Origin of the sequence: Blautia sp. AM42-2 (genome assembly GCF_003480245.1) — a bacterium.
GTDB classification, from domain to species: Bacteria; Bacillota; Clostridia; order Lachnospirales; family Lachnospiraceae; genus Fusicatenibacter; species Fusicatenibacter saccharivorans.
This window is the reverse complement of record NZ_QUIM01000001.1, coordinates 125,931-144,126: the sequence shown is the minus strand read 5'-3', so window position 1 is coordinate 144,126 and position 18,196 is coordinate 125,931. Positions and strand designations below refer to the sequence as shown.

The 18,196-nt window shown below is 44.9% G+C and carries 17 protein-coding genes, 1 other RNA gene and 2 pseudogenes; all 20 read right to left on the bottom strand.

Going from position 1 to position 18,196, the window contains the following annotated elements:
- Positions 1-69: 69 nt before the first annotated feature.
- The 20 genes and pseudogenes from DW915_RS00760 to gpmI all read right to left on the bottom strand — a co-directional run bounded on the left by DW915_RS00760 (position 70) and on the right by gpmI (position 18,113).
- A complete protein-coding gene (locus tag DW915_RS00760; protein ID WP_117814630.1) occupies positions 70-1,620 on the bottom strand; it encodes an ATP-binding cassette domain-containing protein in 1,551 nt (516 codons plus the stop codon).
- Positions 1,621-1,933: 313 nt separating this feature from the next.
- Positions 1,934-2,854, bottom strand: a complete 921-nt coding sequence (locus DW915_RS00755) for an aminoglycoside phosphotransferase family protein (RefSeq protein ID WP_117814629.1) — start codon at positions 2,852-2,854, stop codon at positions 1,934-1,936.
- Between the two features lie 153 nt (positions 2,855-3,007).
- The gene (locus tag DW915_RS00750; protein ID WP_117509083.1) at positions 3,008-3,553 is read right to left on the bottom strand and encodes a hypothetical protein; all 546 of its coding nucleotides are present in this window, start codon (positions 3,551-3,553) and stop codon (positions 3,008-3,010) included.
- 201 nt (positions 3,554-3,754) lie between these two features.
- Positions 3,755-3,931, bottom strand: a complete 177-nt coding sequence (locus DW915_RS00745; protein WP_082424435.1) for a YccF domain-containing protein — start codon at positions 3,929-3,931, stop codon at positions 3,755-3,757.
- A 38-nt stretch (positions 3,932-3,969) separates the two neighbouring features.
- The gene (locus DW915_RS00740) at positions 3,970-4,446 is read right to left on the bottom strand and encodes an LURP-one-related/scramblase family protein (RefSeq protein WP_117509084.1); all 477 of its coding nucleotides are present in this window, start codon (positions 4,444-4,446) and stop codon (positions 3,970-3,972) included.
- Between the two features lie 116 nt (positions 4,447-4,562).
- Complete coding sequence (locus DW915_RS00735; RefSeq protein WP_022463308.1) at positions 4,563-5,156, bottom strand: type IV toxin-antitoxin system AbiEi family antitoxin domain-containing protein; 594 nt, start codon at positions 5,154-5,156, stop codon at positions 4,563-4,565.
- A 203-nt stretch (positions 5,157-5,359) separates the two neighbouring features.
- Entirely contained in the window at positions 5,360-5,521 is a 162-nt protein-coding gene (locus tag DW915_RS15665; protein WP_156338048.1) for a hypothetical protein, read from the bottom strand.
- A 242-nt stretch (positions 5,522-5,763) separates the two neighbouring features.
- Complete coding sequence (locus DW915_RS00730) at positions 5,764-6,384, bottom strand: hypothetical protein (protein ID WP_117509085.1); 621 nt, start codon at positions 6,382-6,384, stop codon at positions 5,764-5,766.
- 16 nt (positions 6,385-6,400) lie between these two features.
- Positions 6,401-7,165: a carbohydrate ABC transporter permease gene (locus tag DW915_RS00725; RefSeq protein ID WP_147326093.1), complete on the bottom strand. Its 765-nt coding sequence runs from the start codon at positions 7,163-7,165 to the stop codon at positions 6,401-6,403.
- A 21-nt stretch (positions 7,166-7,186) separates the two neighbouring features.
- Positions 7,187-8,035 (bottom strand): carbohydrate ABC transporter permease, encoded by an 849-nt coding sequence (locus tag DW915_RS00720; protein WP_055266562.1) that lies wholly within the window; start codon positions 8,033-8,035, stop codon positions 7,187-7,189.
- 35 nt (positions 8,036-8,070) lie between these two features.
- Positions 8,071-9,423 carry an ABC transporter substrate-binding protein gene (locus DW915_RS00715; protein ID WP_118741397.1) on the bottom strand — a complete coding sequence of 451 codons (1,353 nt, stop codon included), beginning with the start codon at positions 9,421-9,423 and terminating at the stop codon, positions 8,071-8,073.
- Positions 9,424-9,812: 389 nt separating this feature from the next.
- A pseudogene (locus tag DW915_RS16510) lies at positions 9,813-10,119 on the bottom strand (DUF188 domain-containing protein); the annotation flags it as partial.
- Positions 10,120-10,132: 13 nt separating this feature from the next.
- Entirely contained in the window at positions 10,133-10,480 is a 348-nt protein-coding gene (locus DW915_RS00705) for a winged helix-turn-helix transcriptional regulator (RefSeq protein WP_118741396.1), read from the bottom strand.
- Positions 10,470-10,586: pseudogene (locus tag DW915_RS15660) on the bottom strand (RNA-binding domain-containing protein); the annotation flags it as partial. The pseudogene DW915_RS15660 and the gene DW915_RS00705, both read right to left, overlap by 11 nt.
- 735 nt (positions 10,587-11,321) lie before the next feature.
- Positions 11,322-11,679, bottom strand: a transfer-messenger RNA (tmRNA) gene (gene ssrA / locus DW915_RS00700).
- 128 nt (positions 11,680-11,807) lie between these two features.
- Positions 11,808-12,278, bottom strand: a complete 471-nt coding sequence (gene smpB / locus DW915_RS00695) for an SsrA-binding protein SmpB (RefSeq protein ID WP_022463315.1) — start codon at positions 12,276-12,278, stop codon at positions 11,808-11,810.
- A 19-nt stretch (positions 12,279-12,297) separates the two neighbouring features.
- Positions 12,298-14,127, bottom strand: a complete 1,830-nt coding sequence (gene rnr / locus DW915_RS00690) for a ribonuclease R (RefSeq protein ID WP_442857841.1) — start codon at positions 14,125-14,127, stop codon at positions 12,298-12,300.
- A 223-nt stretch (positions 14,128-14,350) separates the two neighbouring features.
- Positions 14,351-14,587, bottom strand: a complete 237-nt coding sequence (secG, locus tag DW915_RS00685) for a preprotein translocase subunit SecG (protein ID WP_055226503.1) — start codon at positions 14,585-14,587, stop codon at positions 14,351-14,353.
- Positions 14,588-14,673: 86 nt separating this feature from the next.
- Positions 14,674-16,017 (bottom strand): phosphopyruvate hydratase, encoded by a 1,344-nt coding sequence (eno, locus tag DW915_RS00680; protein WP_118741395.1) that lies wholly within the window; start codon positions 16,015-16,017, stop codon positions 14,674-14,676.
- 554 nt (positions 16,018-16,571) lie between these two features.
- Complete coding sequence (gene gpmI / locus DW915_RS00675; RefSeq protein WP_022463319.1) at positions 16,572-18,113, bottom strand: 2,3-bisphosphoglycerate-independent phosphoglycerate mutase; 1,542 nt, start codon at positions 18,111-18,113, stop codon at positions 16,572-16,574.
- Positions 18,114-18,196 lie beyond the last annotated feature (83 nt).

Sequence of the window (18,196 nt, the reverse complement as noted above, 5' to 3'; positions counted from 1 at the left end):
ACAAACATAATCTCTCCACGGAAAAATACGACGGCCAGCCACCGTCGTATTTTTCGTTATCGAATATTTTTATTTTTCTTCTCTGATCAGTCTGAGTCCGTCTTTTTCCAGCAGATACTCCTTCCCGCACACCTCTCCGATATACTTCCTGTCATGCGAAATGCTGATGATGGCGCCTGGAAATTCGCGGAGCATTTTTCTTATGACCGGTCCCGATAAGGGTGAAAAGTTTCGGGTTGGTTCATCCAGAATCAGCACATTGGCATTGCCAAGGCTCATTTTCAGAAGCAATACTTTTGCCTTCTGGCCGCCGGACAGTTCGCGGATGGGGTGATCCATCTCGTCTGCCGTGTACTTCAGCGACCCAAGATACGTTCGTATCTTCGTCCTCTCACTCTTCTCCCCGGTGGAATCCAGAAAATCGACCGGCGTCATGGAAAAATCCAGCTGATCCTCGTAGTTCTGCGGCATGTAATCTACGCGGAGATCCTCCCGTTCTTTCAGCTCTGCCGCAATCTTTTTCAGCAGTGTTGTCTTGCCTGCCCCGTTCGGGCCGACAATGCATATTTTTTCCGGTCCTCTTATCTTTAAGGTGATATTTTCCGCCAAAACCCGCTCTCCATCCGGCGTTTCCAGTTTCGGAAGCTGATATTCGATGACCGTTTTCCCGGCGGGCATGGCTGCCTCTGCTCCTCCAAGCTGGAAGTAAATCGCTTCCTCCTGCTCCGGCATTTCTGTCATGCGGGCATCTTCTTTTTCAAATCTGCGGTTCATCGCCTTTACGGTATGCATTTTGTCCTTCAGATTTTTCGCCACGGACGGTGCCTGACGGGAACAGTTGCTCAAGGCGTTCTGCACGCTCTGGTATACCTTTCGGTATTTCTCATCGCGCAGCGCTTTCTCTCTCCTGTCACTCTGCGCCTTCTGTTCCTGGCGCTCGAAATTCTGCAGGCGCTCCTCTACATACGTCCGATAGGGAAGTTTCGCAACCGTGTATCTCGATTTTGTCTTCCGCACAATCTGTTCAATATGAATGACCATATTTGCCGTGTTTTCAATCAGCGTTTCATCGTGCGAAATAAAAACAACAATATGCTCCCATTCGCGGATCAGTTTCTCCAGAAGTTCCAGTGTCGCAAGATCAATATCATTTGACGGCTCATCCAGCAGAAGGACCGTGACATCCTCCATGAGAAGACGCATCATCTGCGCTTTCACCTTCTCGCCGCCGGAAAGCTCACTCATCTGCTGATCCCGATAGAAAAACTCTTCCGTCAGACCAAATTTTCTTGCCAGCACCGCCAGATCCTTCGGTGTCTGATCCCAGAACTTTTCTTTTTCATAGAAATACTCATACACCGTCTTCGTTTTCTCCGCCTCCGGAAGTTCCTGCGGCAGATATCCAAGCCGCTCCTTTCCGATGATGCGCTCGCCTGTGGATTCGATGTAATCTTCCGTCAGTGCGGGATCGTACATCCACTTCAGCAGCGTCGATTTTCCGTTTCCCTCCTCTCCAATGATAACGGCCTTATCACCGTCATTCAGTACAAGCTGAAAATCTTCGAGAATCACCCGCAGATCTTTTTTATGTGTCAGTGTTAATTTTTTTATCTGCATCATACAGAAGTCCCCTTTGCTCCGGCAGCCTCTTTTCTGCTTTTTTACGCAAAACGAGCCTGCCCTGCGTACGCAAAACAGACCCGCAAAAAAATATCCCTGTTCTATTCTCATAAAAAAGGGAGATGATTCAGCGATTCTCGTCTTTAAGCGTACACGAAAAACAGGCCTGTTTTCCAGGCTGCCCGTTCTTTGTGTTTTTCTTAAAGTCGATTATCGCAGAAACATTCCCTCACCTTTACACCAATGGTGCTCTTTCTTTTTATTTTCTGTTCCCTATTATAGGACAACTTACAGATAAATGCAATCCGTTTTTTTACAAATTGAGAAGTTCCTCTGCCAGCGCCTGTGCATGTTCCAGATACCAGCCGTCTTCGTCCTCTTCTGCTTCCACAAACTCGATATACTCATTCAGCGTGGCCAGCTTCACATCCAGATTGAACTGTTCGCGTGAAATCTTTGTCTTTAACGCTTCATACATCCGATCCAGAAACAGCTCTTTCTGTGCATCGTTCATGTAGAACGGGAAAGTACTCCGTGTCTCGGTCGCATGTGCCAGGAATCTTGCAATGTCCAGAGAATACGGCATCATTCCACCAAATCCCCAGTCAATCATGACAACATTTTCGCCGTCATAGATCACATTCCACTGCAGGAAATCACCGTTTGACATCGTACATGGACAGATCAGCTGGCGGTCCAGGAACATCTGATACGCTTTCCGCAGAATTGGATCATCCACTACGGACGATGCTCGGCGCAGAACGCGTTTCCAGTATTCGACAAATCTCTGCTCCACTTCATTTTCCGGCGCTTTGTCCATCGACGGTGTCCAGAAATACGACTGAATTTTACTTAAGGTTTCTGCCGCTTTTTCTGTTGTCTCGTCCGTCATATCCCGCATGTCGTTTCCTTCTACATACTTCATGCAGATCCAGTCCGCATCCTCTGCCTGCCGCATGCCGACATACTGCGGTACGTGAAACTCTCCTTTTGACAGATACTGCACATAAATCTGCGCTTCTTTGCTGCCGGTTTTCTTCAGTGTATATTTTCCTGCATCTGTCTCGATCACATACACATCGTACTCCCGCACTTCATCTTCCGCCTCGCCCCACTGCTCGCAGATGCGGGAAACTGCTTTTACCGGTTCTCCGATGATTTCAAATGCCATTGTTTTGATTTCATCTGAATCTACTGATTTCTGAAAATTTCCTAACTCCATCTCTTTTGTCAAATCCTTCTCTTTTTCACATTATTCTACTACTATATCACATCTGTGACACTTTTGTCATTCTATCTTTCTGGCTTTTAAAAGCTTTGGAAAGTTTTTTCACAAAAAAGCAGGCGCACCAGACATTGCCGTCTGATGCGCCCGTATCTGTCAATTTTATGATCCAATCGAGTATTCCATCGATGCCACGCTTAAGATAACGGTTGCGCTTTCATCCCCTTCCGTAAAAGCCGTCAGCTGCAGAACCGTATCCTGCTCCCCCTGCCACTGATAAATCTGATTTCCGAGTCCAGTTGCAATTCCTCCGCCGTATAAAGAATTCAGTTCGTCTACTTCTTTCTGAATCCATGTATTGGCATCCTGTTCGATGTCAAAAGTAAAGGAAACCTGACTCAGCTGACCGTCCGAAAATTCCAGATCCATGTTAGATTCTGCATTTTCCAGGGAAAATTTTTCTTTGCTCTCGTATGTCTTTGTGCTGCTCTCATCACCCTGTCCCAGATCTTTTTCATCAAACTTCAGGAAGCTCTGTTTGAAAAGCTGTTCCGAATCCGTTCCCCATTCAAAATCCGCATACTGGAAAACCTGCTCCTCTGTACAGAGTTCCTTTAAATCCAGATCTCTGCTCTGTGATCCTCCTGCAGATGCGCAGCCCGCCAGCAAAAACAAAGGTAATAAAAAGATTGTCTGTCTTATCTTCATAAACTTCCCCCCTTCTGTTTCCTGATTTTTTAATTAATACTGAATATTCTATCGTTTCTTTATTTTTTCTGTAAATTTATGGTATCATACTTTATTCTGCTGCGCAATACTTTTATCATGTTTCTATTTGCATCAAAGGAATGGCCGCCTCATGATATGCATAGAAAAAGACCGGTAACCCGATCTTTTTCCATACACCTTTTATCCAATTACACTCGTGCCAAATGGCATAAACGAAAGCCTTGCCATCTTGAAAAACTGCCGTCCAAACGGAATTCCAACAATCGTAATACACCAGATGCATCCTGCAAAAATCCATGCAAGTCCGCCGAACATGCCTCCAAATATAAACCACAGAATATTTCCCAAAGTTCTCATATCCGCATCTCCCCTGACGCCATTCCAGACACTGCCAGCTATCCATTATTTTGTGAACAGTTTGCCGCATCGATCGCCAGCACCAGTAATAATGCCGGAATTTCATTGCTCGGATTATCATATTCGATGACATACATGTCACCCCAGCTCAGAAGTTTTTTATGTACGTGGACGACTGCACTGCAGGCTTCATATACATCGTAATCCCATCCCATGAAGTCACCTTCTGCACGCCATCCCATGAAATCTACATCGTATTTGGGGCGGAACAGTGCAAAACGTTTTTCGATATGTCCCATTAACTGCCCGTTCCATTCAATTTCGAAAGTCGGAAGAAAGCAAAATAATTTCTGTTTGATAAACCCAATTTCATTATGCGCCGCATCGTACACATGCAGACGGTGTCCCAGCGAGATAAATTCATTTTTCACAAAATACTTTTGGTTCCCCTGCTCGTCATAGATATCATACGTGTCTGACCAGGAAAATACACGTTGTTTGATTAGTAACTGCATATCTGCTCCCCTTTTCATTTTTCTATCAGATAATCAACTTTTTTATGGAAAATTTTTCCTTTTCCCCTTAATTTTCGACCGCGATTTTGACCCCATTTTTTTCGGTCTGAAACAGTCTATAGCAAAACCTCCATATATCGCAGCACCTTTGGCTTCACACGAAGCTGATCTGCGTACTGCATCAGTCTGTGAATGTTCTTATCCTTGGATGCTGCATAGCGTTTCATAGCTTCTCCGACAATCTGTATATCACTGCCGCTGCCGCGCAGGATGTCACACAGCGTCCGTTCCAAATTGTAAACACGAATTGGATTGCCGGATGGGGATTTCATTTCAATTCTGCCAAGTTCATAGTTCTCCGGCACAACGCGCTTGACAATTAGATTTTCCCGTTTCAAGGATGAAGCATTGTAGCCTTTGGGAAAGGTCATCGTATATTTTGCCGGGGTACGATCCGAATAGCCCCGCAGATACAAAGCAGTATCGTGCGAATAAATTCCGCGCCCATACTTTCGCTGTAAAAGGTAGAAATCATCCTCCCATACGTCGCTCCACACATACAGGCCACGCCCGAAGCGGTATATCTCGCCGCTCTTGACAAACTTCTGTAAAACGCTGCGGTGCAGTCCGGCTTCTGTTACTTGCGCTGCGGTAATCGTACCGTCCTCTGACGCTTCTCGCAGTTCTTCGATTTTCTCCTTAACATTCATGTTTCTCACCCCTCTTTGACAATCACACATTATATTATATTGAAATAATGTGTGATTGTCAACTGTAAAGCGACGAACACACATTAAATTACGCAAAAATAATGTGTGATTGTCAGATACCAGGGAATTTCTAACATGTACTTAAGTAAAAAACAAAGAACGGCATAGCCGTTAAGCTATATCGTTCCTTGTTTCCATATTTTTTAAATTACCACCGCATTACTGGCGTTTTTTCTGCGGACGGTTTCTTCCAGCACACCGAAAAATCCTGCCACCAGCGCCATTAAAATGCCGGTCAAGGTCGCATCTCCTGTTTCTAGGCTTCCGGCTTTGGTGATAGTCGTACATTTTTCATTGTCATTCACAATGTTTCCAGTTCTTACGATTAGGACCGTAGTTCTTATGAAGCGGTTATGGCATAATCAATATATAGAAGCAAATGCAATTGATAAGTTACGGAATATATTGGGCTACAATGCGAAAGGTATCATGACGCATTATTCGGATGACAATGTGTTTTAAAGCCTGTATAAATCGGCACATGCATAGAACATAATGAAACAGCCTCACCCCTGAAAGTCCCGGTAGTGAGGCTGTATTCTTTTCCTTAATCTTTTTCTGTTAATTTCACCCGTTCTCCATTTGTCAGTTCTGATGTGCTTACGACCATCGGTTCGTCTACTTCTGATAAAAGTACCACGAAATCTGAATTTCTATTTGGAAAACATGTCACAGCTTTTTCTTCCAGAATATTTTCATACCCCCAGGCTCCCTTCTGACGCTTAATATAATAGACACACGTTTTTCCAAAGTCTCCTTCATGAATCGCCTGCCGTGTGATCACTTTTGGAAAAACATCTTCAGAAGTGATTTCGATTTTTCCCTCAACGTTTTCACCAATCGAATGTTTTTCATACAGATCTACCGTAAGCTCATACAAATCATCCTTTCGAATGACAGAACACACTTTTCCAACCAGAAGATCTCTGCCCTCCTGCAGCAAAGATTCCGGAACGTTATCATACATGCTGATATAGCCAATTGCCTGATCAGCTGCGCTTACTTCCAAATCAACTGGAAATTCATACTCAATGCTGCCTTCCTGTGCCTCCTCTGTCCAGACGGAAGGAAGCGTTTTGTTCTCTTCTTTGACCGACCAAAACGTTGCGGCAGTTAAAAACAGAAACCACAGAGCGATTAACCCTATACTTATTTTTTTGAACTTCATCGTACTTTCTTCCCCTCTACGCTTTCACACCGGACATACTGATTCCCTGTATCAAATAGTCCTGTCCCATTAAGAATATCAATAAAACTGGTACTGCGTAAAAAACGGACGCTGCATAAAAGATATCCGGCTGTTCCTCTAAAATCTGGCAAAGATACACGGATAACGGCTGCTGATATGGCTCTCTCAAAAAAATGACCGCCTGGTCTACAATATTCCAATTGTCAATAAAAATCAGGATTAATGCAGCAGCAATGGCTGAACTCAAATTAGGCTTTACAATGGAACGATAAATTCTGTATTCGCTGGCTCCGTCCAGTCTGGCTGCTTCTAACGTTTCCTGCGGAAAATCCTGTATCTGCTGACGAATCAGAAATACCCCCAATGGCTGAAACATTGCCGGAAGAATAATTGCCAAGGACGAATTTTGAATGCCCAGCCAATTCGCCACTAAATAATTTGGCACTAAAGTCAGCTGCAGCGGCATAAGCATGACAATCATGTAAAGATAGAACAAAATCTCCTTGTATTTCCACCTGCATTGCCAAAAGCCGTATGCGGCAAGCGGTGCAAGCAAAAGCTGTCCAATCAAAACCGGAATAGTAATAATCAGGGAATTCCACATCATCCGCAAATACAAAGGTCTCTTAAAGAGCAATATAAGATACTCTTCTGGAACTTGTACCGACTTTCCAGCCACAAACAACAACGGAATGACTGCCAAAATGACAGCTCCCATGCAGATCAGCTTTTCGAAAAAATTCGAATATCTCTTTTTCATAAAATCACCCACAAAAGATCTTTACAAATAATCCAGATTCTTCCTCTGGACCCGATAAATGATGCCCAGAAAGATTCCCAGTATGAGAAACATACACCATGCTGCAGCAGACAATTTCTGCATATTAAGTGACAAAAACTGGTTATTCATATAGTGCTGCAGCATATAAACATACGGTGATGGATAGGCCCCATACAGCATATAGATCTCTTTAAAAACCTTAAAAGAATTCACGATCGACATCAACAGCACAACTAACGTCGTTGGTTTTAATAAGATCCATGTAATATATTGGAATTCCTGCCGCCCTGTAGCTCCATCCAGCTGGCACTGCTCATGATAGATCTGCGGAATCCAGTTTATCCCGGACCAGAAAAGGACAATCGAAAAACTGATATTTTTCCACAGATACATCAGGATAATAATCAAAATGGCCCATCTGGAATTCTCAATATCGAACATGTTTTTTCCAAAAAGCTGTAAAAACCCATCCAGAAAACCATTTCTCTCAAACAAATATTTCCAGAAAGCAATCACCGTTCCAGATGGAACGATTAATGGGATCAGGAGCAGGATAAGAAGAATTCGACCTCTCCTCTGCTTTTTCAAAACCAGTACCAGAAGCAAAGCAATCGCCATTCCCAGCGGTATTGCAATCCCGCAAAAAATTCCGGTATTACGGAGTGCTGAAAGGAATAACTCATTTTCGAATAACAGTTTAAAGTTTTTAAGACCCACCCATTCCTTGTTCATCATGTTGTCAATCACTGCAAAATACAAGGACAGAAGAAACGGCACGATGTAAAAAGCCATGATCCCGATAAAACTTGGAAGGATAAAACACATATAAATAAAATTTCGTTTTTTCATTTCATATACCTGATTCCATGGATTAAGGACAGCTTCTACTCATTAACATAAAGCTCTGCTCTTTGCTGAAAAAGCTTCGCACATTCCTCTGGGGTGATTTTCTGCTCCATACATTCGTTTCGAATTTCAGTCAAAATACTGTCTAACTGTAAATCCCGAAAAGCTTTTGCAGAAACTTTTTCATTGTATGCTTCCCATTTTTCTGCTGTGTCGTCATCATTTTCCAATTGATACGCAACAAGCTGCCGTGTGTTTTCTTTGTTCAGCATACTGCCATAGGTAAAGAAATTTCTGTAGTAAGAATCACTGTTTGCATCTTCGAACTCAAATTGTTTCTGACCAATGCAGAATTTGATAAATTCCCATGCAAGCGCTTTATCTTTGCAGCCTGAACTCATGGAAAAGTCCTCACCAATTCTACAGAAAGGAATTTTTCCATCCGTTGATTTCAACAGGATCGGTTTTGTTGCCGTATCGGTTTCTTCAAACATTCCGCTCGGAGAACCTTCGAGTAAATTTGTAAATGTATTCAGCAGGACACTCTTTCCGGAAAAGCTTTTAATATCCGTGAATGCATGGGTCGCATAGGATGGTTGATATTGATACAGTTCCTGCATTTTTCTCAGAAAATCCACATAATTTTCTGAATCAAAATTTACTTCTTCCTTCTTCAAATAAGCTCTGTCCTCTGTCATCGGCAGAAACACGTAAATATTGTTTTGTACATCAATCGTAAAATCATCATCTGCAATTGGCTTGGCCTGCTGATATAACTCATATAAATCATTGATATCCATTTCGTCCGGGACTTCATAATTCAGTTCATCCGTTATGTTTCTATTCAACCGAAGCATAACATAATAAAAACCTTCCGGAATTTGATACAGTTTTCCATCGACTTCTGCTGCTCGCAGGATATTATCGTAATAATCATCTCTGTTAAAATTAGGATCTGCATCAATATACTGATTTAAGTCCTCGAAATAGCCGCTGCCTTTCGTCTTAATTTCCGATGGTAAATACGTTGCATCATAAATATCCGCCCGTTGATCCGATGCAAGTTCTGTAAGCAAGGTATTTAAGCCTTCATTATACTGTTCATCCGTAACATCATTGTCAAAAACAACCTTTGTTTCAATTTTTACGCCTGGATGCTCCTTCATAAATAAATCAATCATATGCTGGGTCTGCGGCTCAATAAATAAGGTTCCATATGTAAGCGTTCCTTCCAAATCAGCTCCCTCTTCATAGACAGAAATATCATTTCTCACATCTTTTTCATCTTGGGACCCACTTTGTGTGCTTCCACAGGCGCCAATCGCTGCTGCACATAGCATTCCAATTACCACGCAGGATACCTTTTTACCATATTTTCCGAGTTTTTTCATAGGCACTTTTCCTTTCAATTTTTCTCACCGCTTATATTTCTATATTTTATTATATACCCTCCGTTTCATTTGACAATATGCTTATTTTTACTATATTTTCAGAATTATTTTTATTAGTTTTGCACACAAAAATGCCCTGACACTTTTTCCTTTTTGAAAAATAGCATCCGGGCATATCTCCTAATATTATCAAATCACTTTATTTCACTCTCTGATAATTTTATCTTCTAAACTCTTTTCCTTCTTTCTCCTGTATCATCCCTAACATTTTTTCAAAAGACTGTTCAAATCCCTCAGTATCCGCCTTTTTTTCGCTTCTTTGTCCTTCTGACACGATAATGCGGGTATTTTTTCACTTCGTTGTTTAAATAACGCTCCATGAGCATCTAATCGATATTCTTATTCGTGTACCATTTACCAGAATGATGAATCGCATAAGAACCTCTTCCCAACGCTATCGCCGTCACACCATAATCCTGCGATACGACAATATCGCCTTTATGACAGACACGGATCAGTTCATAATCCACAGCATCTGCTCCATCACCAACCACGACTATTTCGCTATAATCCGATATCAAATATCAAATCATGATTGGTATCGCACAACAGTGTTACCGGAACACAATGCTCTTTTGCAATTTTCTCAACCGTCTCAATTACCGGACAGGCATCTGCATCGACCAATATTTGCATTCTTCTGTTTCTCCTACTTTATGATTACCCAATTCGATTTTCTGTTTGTTCCATTTTGTACCAACACACCATTTTGCTGTAAAGAAACAAATATTCGTGAAACAGTTCTTTTGGACACACCGATCTGTTCCGCATAATACGCCTGGGTTGCAAATGGGTTCTTTTCTATAGCCTGTAACAGTTTTTCTATCTGAACCTGTTCCTTCGTTCGTGATATTTTAACGCCATCAATGCCATTTTTTATATCATTAACGCCATTTTTTGTTTTCTTGGCGTTGATTCTGGCGTTATTTGTATCGTTTTGTCCTCGATAGATATTGATACGCAAGTCAACTTCTCCACCAATAAACTCCGGTTCCATTTGCAAAGGCAACCACAGACTTCATATATTTGATGCTCTTTTCCGGCAGGTTCTCTTTGAATTCTACGTTTTTGGATTCTCCTGCAAGAATTTCTTCTATGGTCATAAATACACCTCGCTATCCGTGTTTATTTTAATAAATCAATGCTTAAAGTTCTCTTTATATCTGTTGCCTTAACATATAATTCTCATTCAAGCAATGCAGTACTTTTAAAAATCGTAATTCATTTTTTCAAGTCTGTCAATTCTATTATTTTCCTTTTCTCGCGCATGATCAGATTCAATCATAGGGCGAAAAGTACAGAATCTATTAGTCCCTTACCAACTCAAAACATCCTTAAGCATTTGTTTTACCGCTTCAAAAGTTAACCTGCTGGATATTTTTTTATATTGTGAACAGAAATCTTTGTTATAAGGAGCCACCGTTTTTAAATAGTGCATATGCACTATTTTCTTACCGAAGATGACGATCTTGACGAGGATGAATTTGAAGAAGGCTTTTACATTGACTTCTTTTAATCTATCGTCTGTTTGCCATGCCCGCCTTTGTGCGGGCTCTTTTTATCAAGAGTTCGACGGAAGTCGAACTTTCCTATTGTACAAAAAAGCAGGCACATCAAGTATCTCTACTTCATGTGCCTGCAGCACTTTGAAACGGTCTCTTTTACGTTCTTAACAGTGCGAATAAAGATAAAGTTTGACAAAATTTTGAATTTTTCCTTTCTTTTTTGACCAAAATTCATGCGGTTTTAAACGGTCTAAAGCGGCATTTTTGCCCTGTTTTTTCCATCAAAAATGTACAAAAAAACCGCTAAAACACTGGATTTTAGCGGTTTTTCAGGTATGGACCTGAGGGGAATCGAACCCCTGTCCGAAAGCCTATTCATTCAGGCATCTCCCATTACAGTCATTCTATTGAGGATTCCCCCGTCGGCACGCCGGATGACAGGCTTGCCGCTTCGGTAGCTTCATAAAATCTTCCATCTCCGCAAAGCTTTGGAAACGAAGTGCTCCGCATCTGTTTGATGCCAGGAGAATAGCCGCGGAAAACTATTCAGCTGACAACGCCGCACTTAGGCAGCGTACGCTACGTAATTATCGTCTGCGTTTAAATTTAGGTTCCAGGTTGATGACGCGGTCCCGGAGTCCACGAATGGCTTCCCAAACTTCAAAACCCCCGTCGAAACCAGTACAAGCCCGTGCTGGCTCTACAGACGCTTTTCTTTGATACGGGGACGCAAACAGATCGTCCCGGTGCAGTGAAAACTCTCTTTCAACTGCCGTATATTGTATTATAGTCTTTCTCCATACTTTTTGTCAAGGATTTTTAATACAGATTTTTAACTTTGAAATCTCTCTCCGCCTCACGTCTCTGATCCTTCTTTGCGATATCCTGCCGTTTATCATACAGTTTTTTACCGCGTGCCAGACCGATCTCGACTTTTACAAGGCTGCCTTTAAAATACACCTGCAGCGGAACGAGCGTGTAGCCTTTTTCCTTGATCTGCGCCTCAAGTTTGCGGATCTCATAGTCGTGCAGCAGCAGTTTCCGGATGCGCAGCGGGTCTTTATTGAATATGTTGCCCTTCTCGTACGGACTGATGTGCATGCCGTAGATGAATACCTCATCACGCTCAATGCGGATGAAGGACTCCTTAATGCTGCATTTTCCCATGCGGAGGGATTTTACCTCGGTACCGGCAAGGGAGATGCCGGCCTCGTATTTATCCTCGATAAAATAGTCATGATATGCCTTTTTATTATTGGCAATCATTCGATTTCCTTTTTGTTTTGCCATAGCTTTTTCCTCCAGGGATTTATTCTGTCTCGGTTTCTTTTTCTACATACGTAAAATCGATTGTCCGGTTGGCAGGCTCGGCGTTTCGTACACGGACACGCACCGGCTCACCAAGGCGGAATACTCTTCCGTGCTGCTCTCCGACCAGACGGTAATTTTCTTCATCAAAATTATAATAATCGTCTTTCAGTGTCATGATGTGAACGAGTCCCTCAACGGTATTTTGCAGCTCCACATAGAAGCCCCATCCGGTCACGCCGGAAATGACGCCGTCGTACTCTTCGCCGACATGCTCCAGCATATATTCGGCTTTCTTCAGCTTCACAGCCTCTCTTTCTGCCTCTGCAGCACGCTGCTCCATCGCACTCGACTGCTCCGCCACATGCTGCAAAATGGACGAATATTTGCCGATTCTGCCGCCCTTGTCGAGACGTCCCCGCAGATCATCCTTGATAATGCGGTGGATCTGCAGATCCGGGTAACGGCGGATTGGTGAGGTAAAATGGCAGTAATATGACGCTGCCAGTCCGAAGTGGCCGCTGCATTCCGGGGTATAAATGGCTCTTGCCATCGACCGGAGCAGCAGGCGGCTGATCAGCGGCTCTTCCGGGGTTCCCTCGATGCTGGTGAGAATCTTCTGCACCTCACCCGGCGTAATCTCATGGGAACGCTTTTCGACTTTGATGCCCTGTTCACGGATCAGCGTCAGCGTTGCCTCCATGCGGTCTCCGTCCGGCTTGTCATGCGTCCGGTATAAGAACGGGATTTCGCGTGTGCAGTATTCCTCTGCCACGGTCTCGTTCGCCATCAGCATGAAGTCCTCGATCATCCGTGTTGCCACGTTCGACGGATACGGGCGGATCTCCACCGGCGTCCCTTCTGCATCAAGAATTACTTTGCTCTCCGGGAATTCAAAATCAATTGCTCCGCGTTTTTTCCGACAGCTCCGGATCAGTGCAGACAGTTCCTGCATCTGGCGGAACATCGGAACCAGCTCATGATATTCCTCCAGCAGCTCCGGATGTGCTTCCGGCTCGGTCAGGATTGCATTGACGGCGGTGTAGGTCATGCGGCGGTCCACGCGGATCACCGTTTCAGCGATCTGATGGCCGATCACACGGCCTTTCTCGTTGATCGTCATAATACAGGAGAGTGCCAGGCGCTCCTGTCCTTCATTCAGGGAACAGATGCCGTTTGACAGACGCTTCGGCAGCATCGGAATGACGCGGTCCGGCAGATAGACACTGGTGCCGCGCTTTAACGCCTCACGGTCGAGGGCGGAATTTTCCTGCACATAGTTGCTCACATCAGCGATATGAACGCCAAGCGTCCACGTATCGCCCGCTTTTGTGACGGATACGGCGTCATCGAGGTCTTTGGCATCCTCGCCGTCGATTGTCACCATCTGCCAGCTTTTTAGATCGAGGCGGCCGTTGTAATCGTTTGGAATTACTTCCTCCGGGCATTTTTCTGCCTGTGTGATCACGCGTGCCGGGAACTCCTCCGGGATCTGGTAAGCGTCCACGACTGCCTGGATATCGACAGTCTGGATACGCGGCTTCTTCTCTGTGTCGCCGTCCTTTCCATTCTTTCTGCGGAATCGGTCATCGCGTCCTCTTCTGCCCTGCTCTCCGGCGCGGCGGTCTCTTTTTTCCCGTTTTTCCGTCGTTGTGGATGCACCGCGGCTCTTCTGGTAACGGCCGTCGGAGATCACATCGATTTTTCCTTCTTTTACCAGGATTTCCATAACCTCCGCAAGCTCCGACCGTTTTGCTTTCGGCACCTGCAGCAGCATGGCAATGTCTTTCAGACGCATCGGCTCATAGTTTTTCGAGCTTACGAGATCCATGAGCAGCGTCTTGCGGTTTTTCAGCAGTTTCGAACTTCTGGAACGCGGATGGCCCGCATGACCGCCATGGTTCCCGCTGTTCTGTCCTGCATGGGACGCCGCGCTGCCCTGCGGATATTTCCTCCGATCTTTTTTCTTCTTATTATCTTTCATCTATTATCTCCTCTTTGTAGAAAAAGACACCCTTACGCCTTCTCGTGGGAATAAGGATGTCTTTACTTTGCTAAAAATTCATGTTTAATACAACCGACAGTACAATAAACAGAACTGCCATGATTTTTGTTGCACGGATCAGAGTTCCTTCTGCAGAACGGCTTTTGTTTCTTCCCCAGTAAGTATCTGAGATACCTGCGATAGCACCGAGACCCTGCTGTTTTCCTTCCTGCATCAATACAACAACGGTTAAAGCAATACAATCAATGACATAAATGACTGTCAAAATCGTTCTTAAAATTTCCACAATTACACCTCCTACGGCCAACTTATATTATTTTACCATAGCGGAAGAACGATTTCAACTGTTATTTGCCTATTTTACGCCGTTTTTCACCATTCTCTTACGCCGGTTCCCTTTTGCGGGAACGGATTCCGGTATTTCGCTTCCTCACCGAGTCGTTCCTCGATGCGGAGAAGCTCATTGTATTTCGCATTCCGCTCCGACCGGCACGGTGCTCCGGTTTTGATCTGGCCGGCGCCTGTCGCGACGGCAAGGTCTGCCAGAAAATCATCCTCTGTCTCTCCGGACCGGTGGGAAATGACGGCGCGGTACCCTGCTCTCTGCGCCATCTCCACCGCATCCAGCGCCTCAGAGAGCGTTCCGATCTGGTTTACCTTGATCAGAACCGCATTTGCCGTGCCAAGTGCAATGCCGCAGGAAAGCCTTCTTACATTCGTCACAAACAGATCATCCCCGACCAGCTGTACTCTGTTCCCGAGCGTTTCCGTCATCTGTTTCCAGCCTTCGAAATCGTCCTCGCACAGCCCGTCTTCGATGGATACGATCGGGTATTTTTCGATCAGTTCCTCATAGTAGGCAACCATTTCTGCGGTATCCCGAAATACTGTCTTTCCGCACTGGCGGGATTCCCCGGGAAAGTAGTAGACGTTCCTGCTCTCCTCGTAGAGCTCGCTTGCCGCCGCATCGATCGCGATCATCACGTCGTTTCCGGGCGCATAGCCGGCTTTCTGCACCGCATTGACAATGAGCTGCAGTGCTTCATCAGAATCCTTTAAATCCGGCGCAAAGCCGCCCTCATCGCCGACAGAAGTCGAGTATCCCTGCTCCTTCAGGAGCTGCTTCAGCGTATGGTAAATCTCCGCGCACATGGAAAGACCCTCCCGGAATGAGGGAGCGCCGCACGGCATAATCATAAATTCCTGCAGATCGACGGTGTTGTCGGCATGACGGCCGCCGTTTAAAATATTCATCATCGGCACGGGCATACGGCTTGTGTGGCAGCCGCCCAGGTACTGGTACAGCGGCAGATGAAGCGCATTTGCCGCCGCGCGCGCCACAGCAAGTGAGACACCGAGAATGGCGTTTGCCCCGAGGTTTTCTTTCGTTTCGGTTCCGTCTGCCTGGCACAGGATATGGTCGATCCGCTCCTGCTCGAGCGCATTCTCGCCGACAACGGCATCGGCCAGCACGGTATTGACCGCTTCTACAGCCTTTCTCACGCCCTGCCCCAGATAGCGCACTTCCTGATCTCTTTTTTCCAGTGCCTCAAATTTTCCTGTCGATGCCCCGGACGGCACCTGGGCACGCCCCATATGGCCTTCCAGTCCGAGAATCCCCTCCCCGACGGCCACTTCCACCTCTACGGTCGGATTTCCGCGCGAATCCAGAATTTCTCTTCCTGTCACGCTTCGAATTGGTAAATATCGAAACATAGTTTTCCCTCCTGTTTTGCTGCAAAGTGAACAGTAACCAAGTTTCTTCTCTGCGTTCACAGTATGACCGTGCTATGGGAAAAATATGTTACTCTCTCTGTCGAAACCTCTTTTTTCCAGTCCTTATTCTTTTCAAGCATAAAAAAACGCAATATGAAAGCCATCCGATTTTTCCATTTTCGGATGGCTTTCATAAGTTAGAACTGTGCATTGGACTGAATCCTTTCTTTTTTTTGTTCTTTTGTTTCGCTTTGGGGTACTTCGTTACGTTTTCTTGGGTCCATACCTTCGCTTTCTTAGTTTATGGGGTAATTCGTTATGTTCTCGGTGGTCCGTCCTCTCTTTTTGTTTTTTTCTTCCGTTTTCTTTTGTTGACTTTACTATATCAGTTTTCTCACCGTTTGTCAACACTTTATTTTGATTTTTTATCTGTTTTTCATTTTTATTCTGTCTCTTATTGCGCAATTATTTTTATTTTCAGATTATTATAATAAAATATCCCTGCCGAACCCGTTTCAAAACGAATCCGGCAGGGACATTTTCACGATTTCTCTTTATTTCTTAATCAGCAGGGATTTTCCTGTCATTTCTTTTGGCTGCTCCATTCCCATCAGCTCGATCAGGGTCGGTGCGATGTCTGCCAGGCATCCGCCCTCTCTTAACGTGTAGGATGGGTCTGCATTAACCAGAATGAACGGAACCGGATTAGTGGTATGAGCGGTGTATGGCTCGCCGGTCTCGTAATCTACAAGCTGCTCTGCATTTCCGTGGTCCGCACAGATGAACATCTGTCCGTCAACCTCTTTTAATGCATCAACTGCCTTGCCTACGCACTCATCAACAGCCTCAACTGCCTGGATTGCTGCGCTCTCAACACCGGTATGGCCAACCATATCCGGATTTGCAAAGTTGATGATGATAACATCATATTTCTGGGAACGAATAGCATCCGTCAGCTTGTCGCATACTTCGTAAGCACTCATCTCCGGTTTCAGGTCATAAGTAGCAACCTTCGGGGATTTTACAAGGATTCTGTCCTCACCTTTATTTGGTTCCTCAACGCCGCCGTTGAAGAAGAAGGTTACATGTGCATATTTCTCGGTCTCAGCAATACGTGCCTGAGTCATGTTATGTGCTGCCAGATACTCACCGAAGGTGTTGGTGATCTCTTCTTTTTTGAATGCAACGGATTTGTTCGGGATTGTCTCATCGTATTCCGTGAAGCATACGTAGGTCAGATCCAGACGTTTTTCTCTCTCGAATCCGGTGAACTCATCTGCGCAGAATGCTCTTGTCAGCTCTCTTGCACGGTCCGGGCGGAAGTTGAAGAAAATCACAGAATCTTTATCCTGAATCGTTGCAACCGGTTTTCCGTCTTTTTTCAGAACGGTCGGCAGAACGAACTCATCAGTTTTTTCAGCATCATAGGAAGCCTGAACAGCCTCTGCCGCATCAGTTCCTTCTACGCCTTCCCCTTTTGTCAATGCTTTGTAAGCCAGCTCGACACGATCCCAGCGGTTATCACGGTCCATTGCATAGTAACGGCCGGAGATTACGCCGATTTCGCCGACACCGATCTCATCCATTTTTGCCTGCAGCTGCTCTACATAAGATTTTCCTGATGCCGGAGGAGTGTCACGGCCATCCAGGAAGCAGTGTACATAAACTTTCTCGAGACCTTTGCGTTTTGCCAGCTCCAAAAGTCCGAATACGTGGGTGATGTGGCTGTGAACACCGCCGTCAGAGAGAAGTCCGAACAGGTGCAGTGCGGAATTGTTTGCTTTTGCATTTTCAACAGCCTTTACCAGCTCTTCATTCTCGAAGAAATCACCGTCCTGGATTGCTTTTGTGATTCTGGTCAGCTCCTGATATACAACGCGGCCTGCGCCCATGTTCAGATGGCCTACCTCAGAGTTACCCATCTGTCCGTCCGGAAGACCTACAGCAAGTCCGCTGGCCTGTCCTTTTACGTACGGGCACTGGCTCATCAGCTGGTCCATAATCGGAGTTTTCGCTTCGCAGACAGCGTTATGCTCGCATTTGTCATTCAGTCCATATCCGTCAAGTATCATTAATACGGTTGGTTTTTTACTCATTGTGAATTCCCTTCTTTACTTAAATTTTGGGTAACAATCCAGAGCCCCGTCTCGATTCCGCTTACGCTGCATCTCGATGTTGC

What these genes read in the sequence shown, in the direction of transcription:
- DW915_RS00735 (WP_022463308.1), bottom strand. Translation starts at nt 5,156, where the DNA reads ATGAATGTTAAGGAGAAAATCGAAGAACTGCGAGAAGCGTCAGAGGAC.
- DW915_RS00725 (WP_147326093.1), bottom strand. Translation starts at nt 7,165, where the DNA reads ATGAAAAAGAGATATTCGAATTTTTTCGAAAAGCTGATCTGCATGGGA.
- DW915_RS00740 (WP_117509084.1), bottom strand. Translation starts at nt 4,446, where the DNA reads ATGCAGTTACTAATCAAACAACGTGTATTTTCCTGGTCAGACACGTAT.
- DW915_RS00705 (WP_118741396.1), bottom strand. Translation starts at nt 10,480, where the DNA reads ATGGAACCGGAGTTTATTGGTGGAGAAGTTGACTTGCGTATCAATATC.
- DW915_RS00730 (WP_117509085.1), bottom strand. Translation starts at nt 6,384, where the DNA reads ATGAAGTTCAAAAAAATAAGTATAGGGTTAATCGCTCTGTGGTTTCTG.
- DW915_RS00750 (WP_117509083.1), bottom strand. Translation starts at nt 3,553, where the DNA reads ATGAAGATAAGACAGACAATCTTTTTATTACCTTTGTTTTTGCTGGCG.
- DW915_RS00760 (WP_117814630.1), bottom strand. Translation starts at nt 1,620, where the DNA reads ATGATGCAGATAAAAAAATTAACACTGACACATAAAAAAGATCTGCGG.
- DW915_RS00715 (WP_118741397.1), bottom strand. Translation starts at nt 9,423, where the DNA reads ATGAAAAAACTCGGAAAATATGGTAAAAAGGTATCCTGCGTGGTAATT.
- rnr (WP_442857841.1), bottom strand. Translation starts at nt 14,127, where the DNA reads ATGGATCTCGTAAGCTCGAAAAACTATGAGCCGATGCGTCTGAAAGAC.
- eno (WP_118741395.1), bottom strand. Translation starts at nt 16,017, where the DNA reads ATGTTTCGATATTTACCAATTCGAAGCGTGACAGGAAGAGAAATTCTG.
- smpB (WP_022463315.1), bottom strand. Translation starts at nt 12,278, where the DNA reads ATGGCAAAACAAAAAGGAAATCGAATGATTGCCAATAATAAAAAGGCA.
- gpmI (WP_022463319.1), bottom strand. Translation starts at nt 18,113, where the DNA reads ATGAGTAAAAAACCAACCGTATTAATGATACTTGACGGATATGGACTG.
- DW915_RS00745 (WP_082424435.1), bottom strand. Translation starts at nt 3,931, where the DNA reads ATGAGAACTTTGGGAAATATTCTGTGGTTTATATTTGGAGGCATGTTC.
- DW915_RS00720 (WP_055266562.1), bottom strand. Translation starts at nt 8,035, where the DNA reads ATGAAAAAACGAAATTTTATTTATATGTGTTTTATCCTTCCAAGTTTT.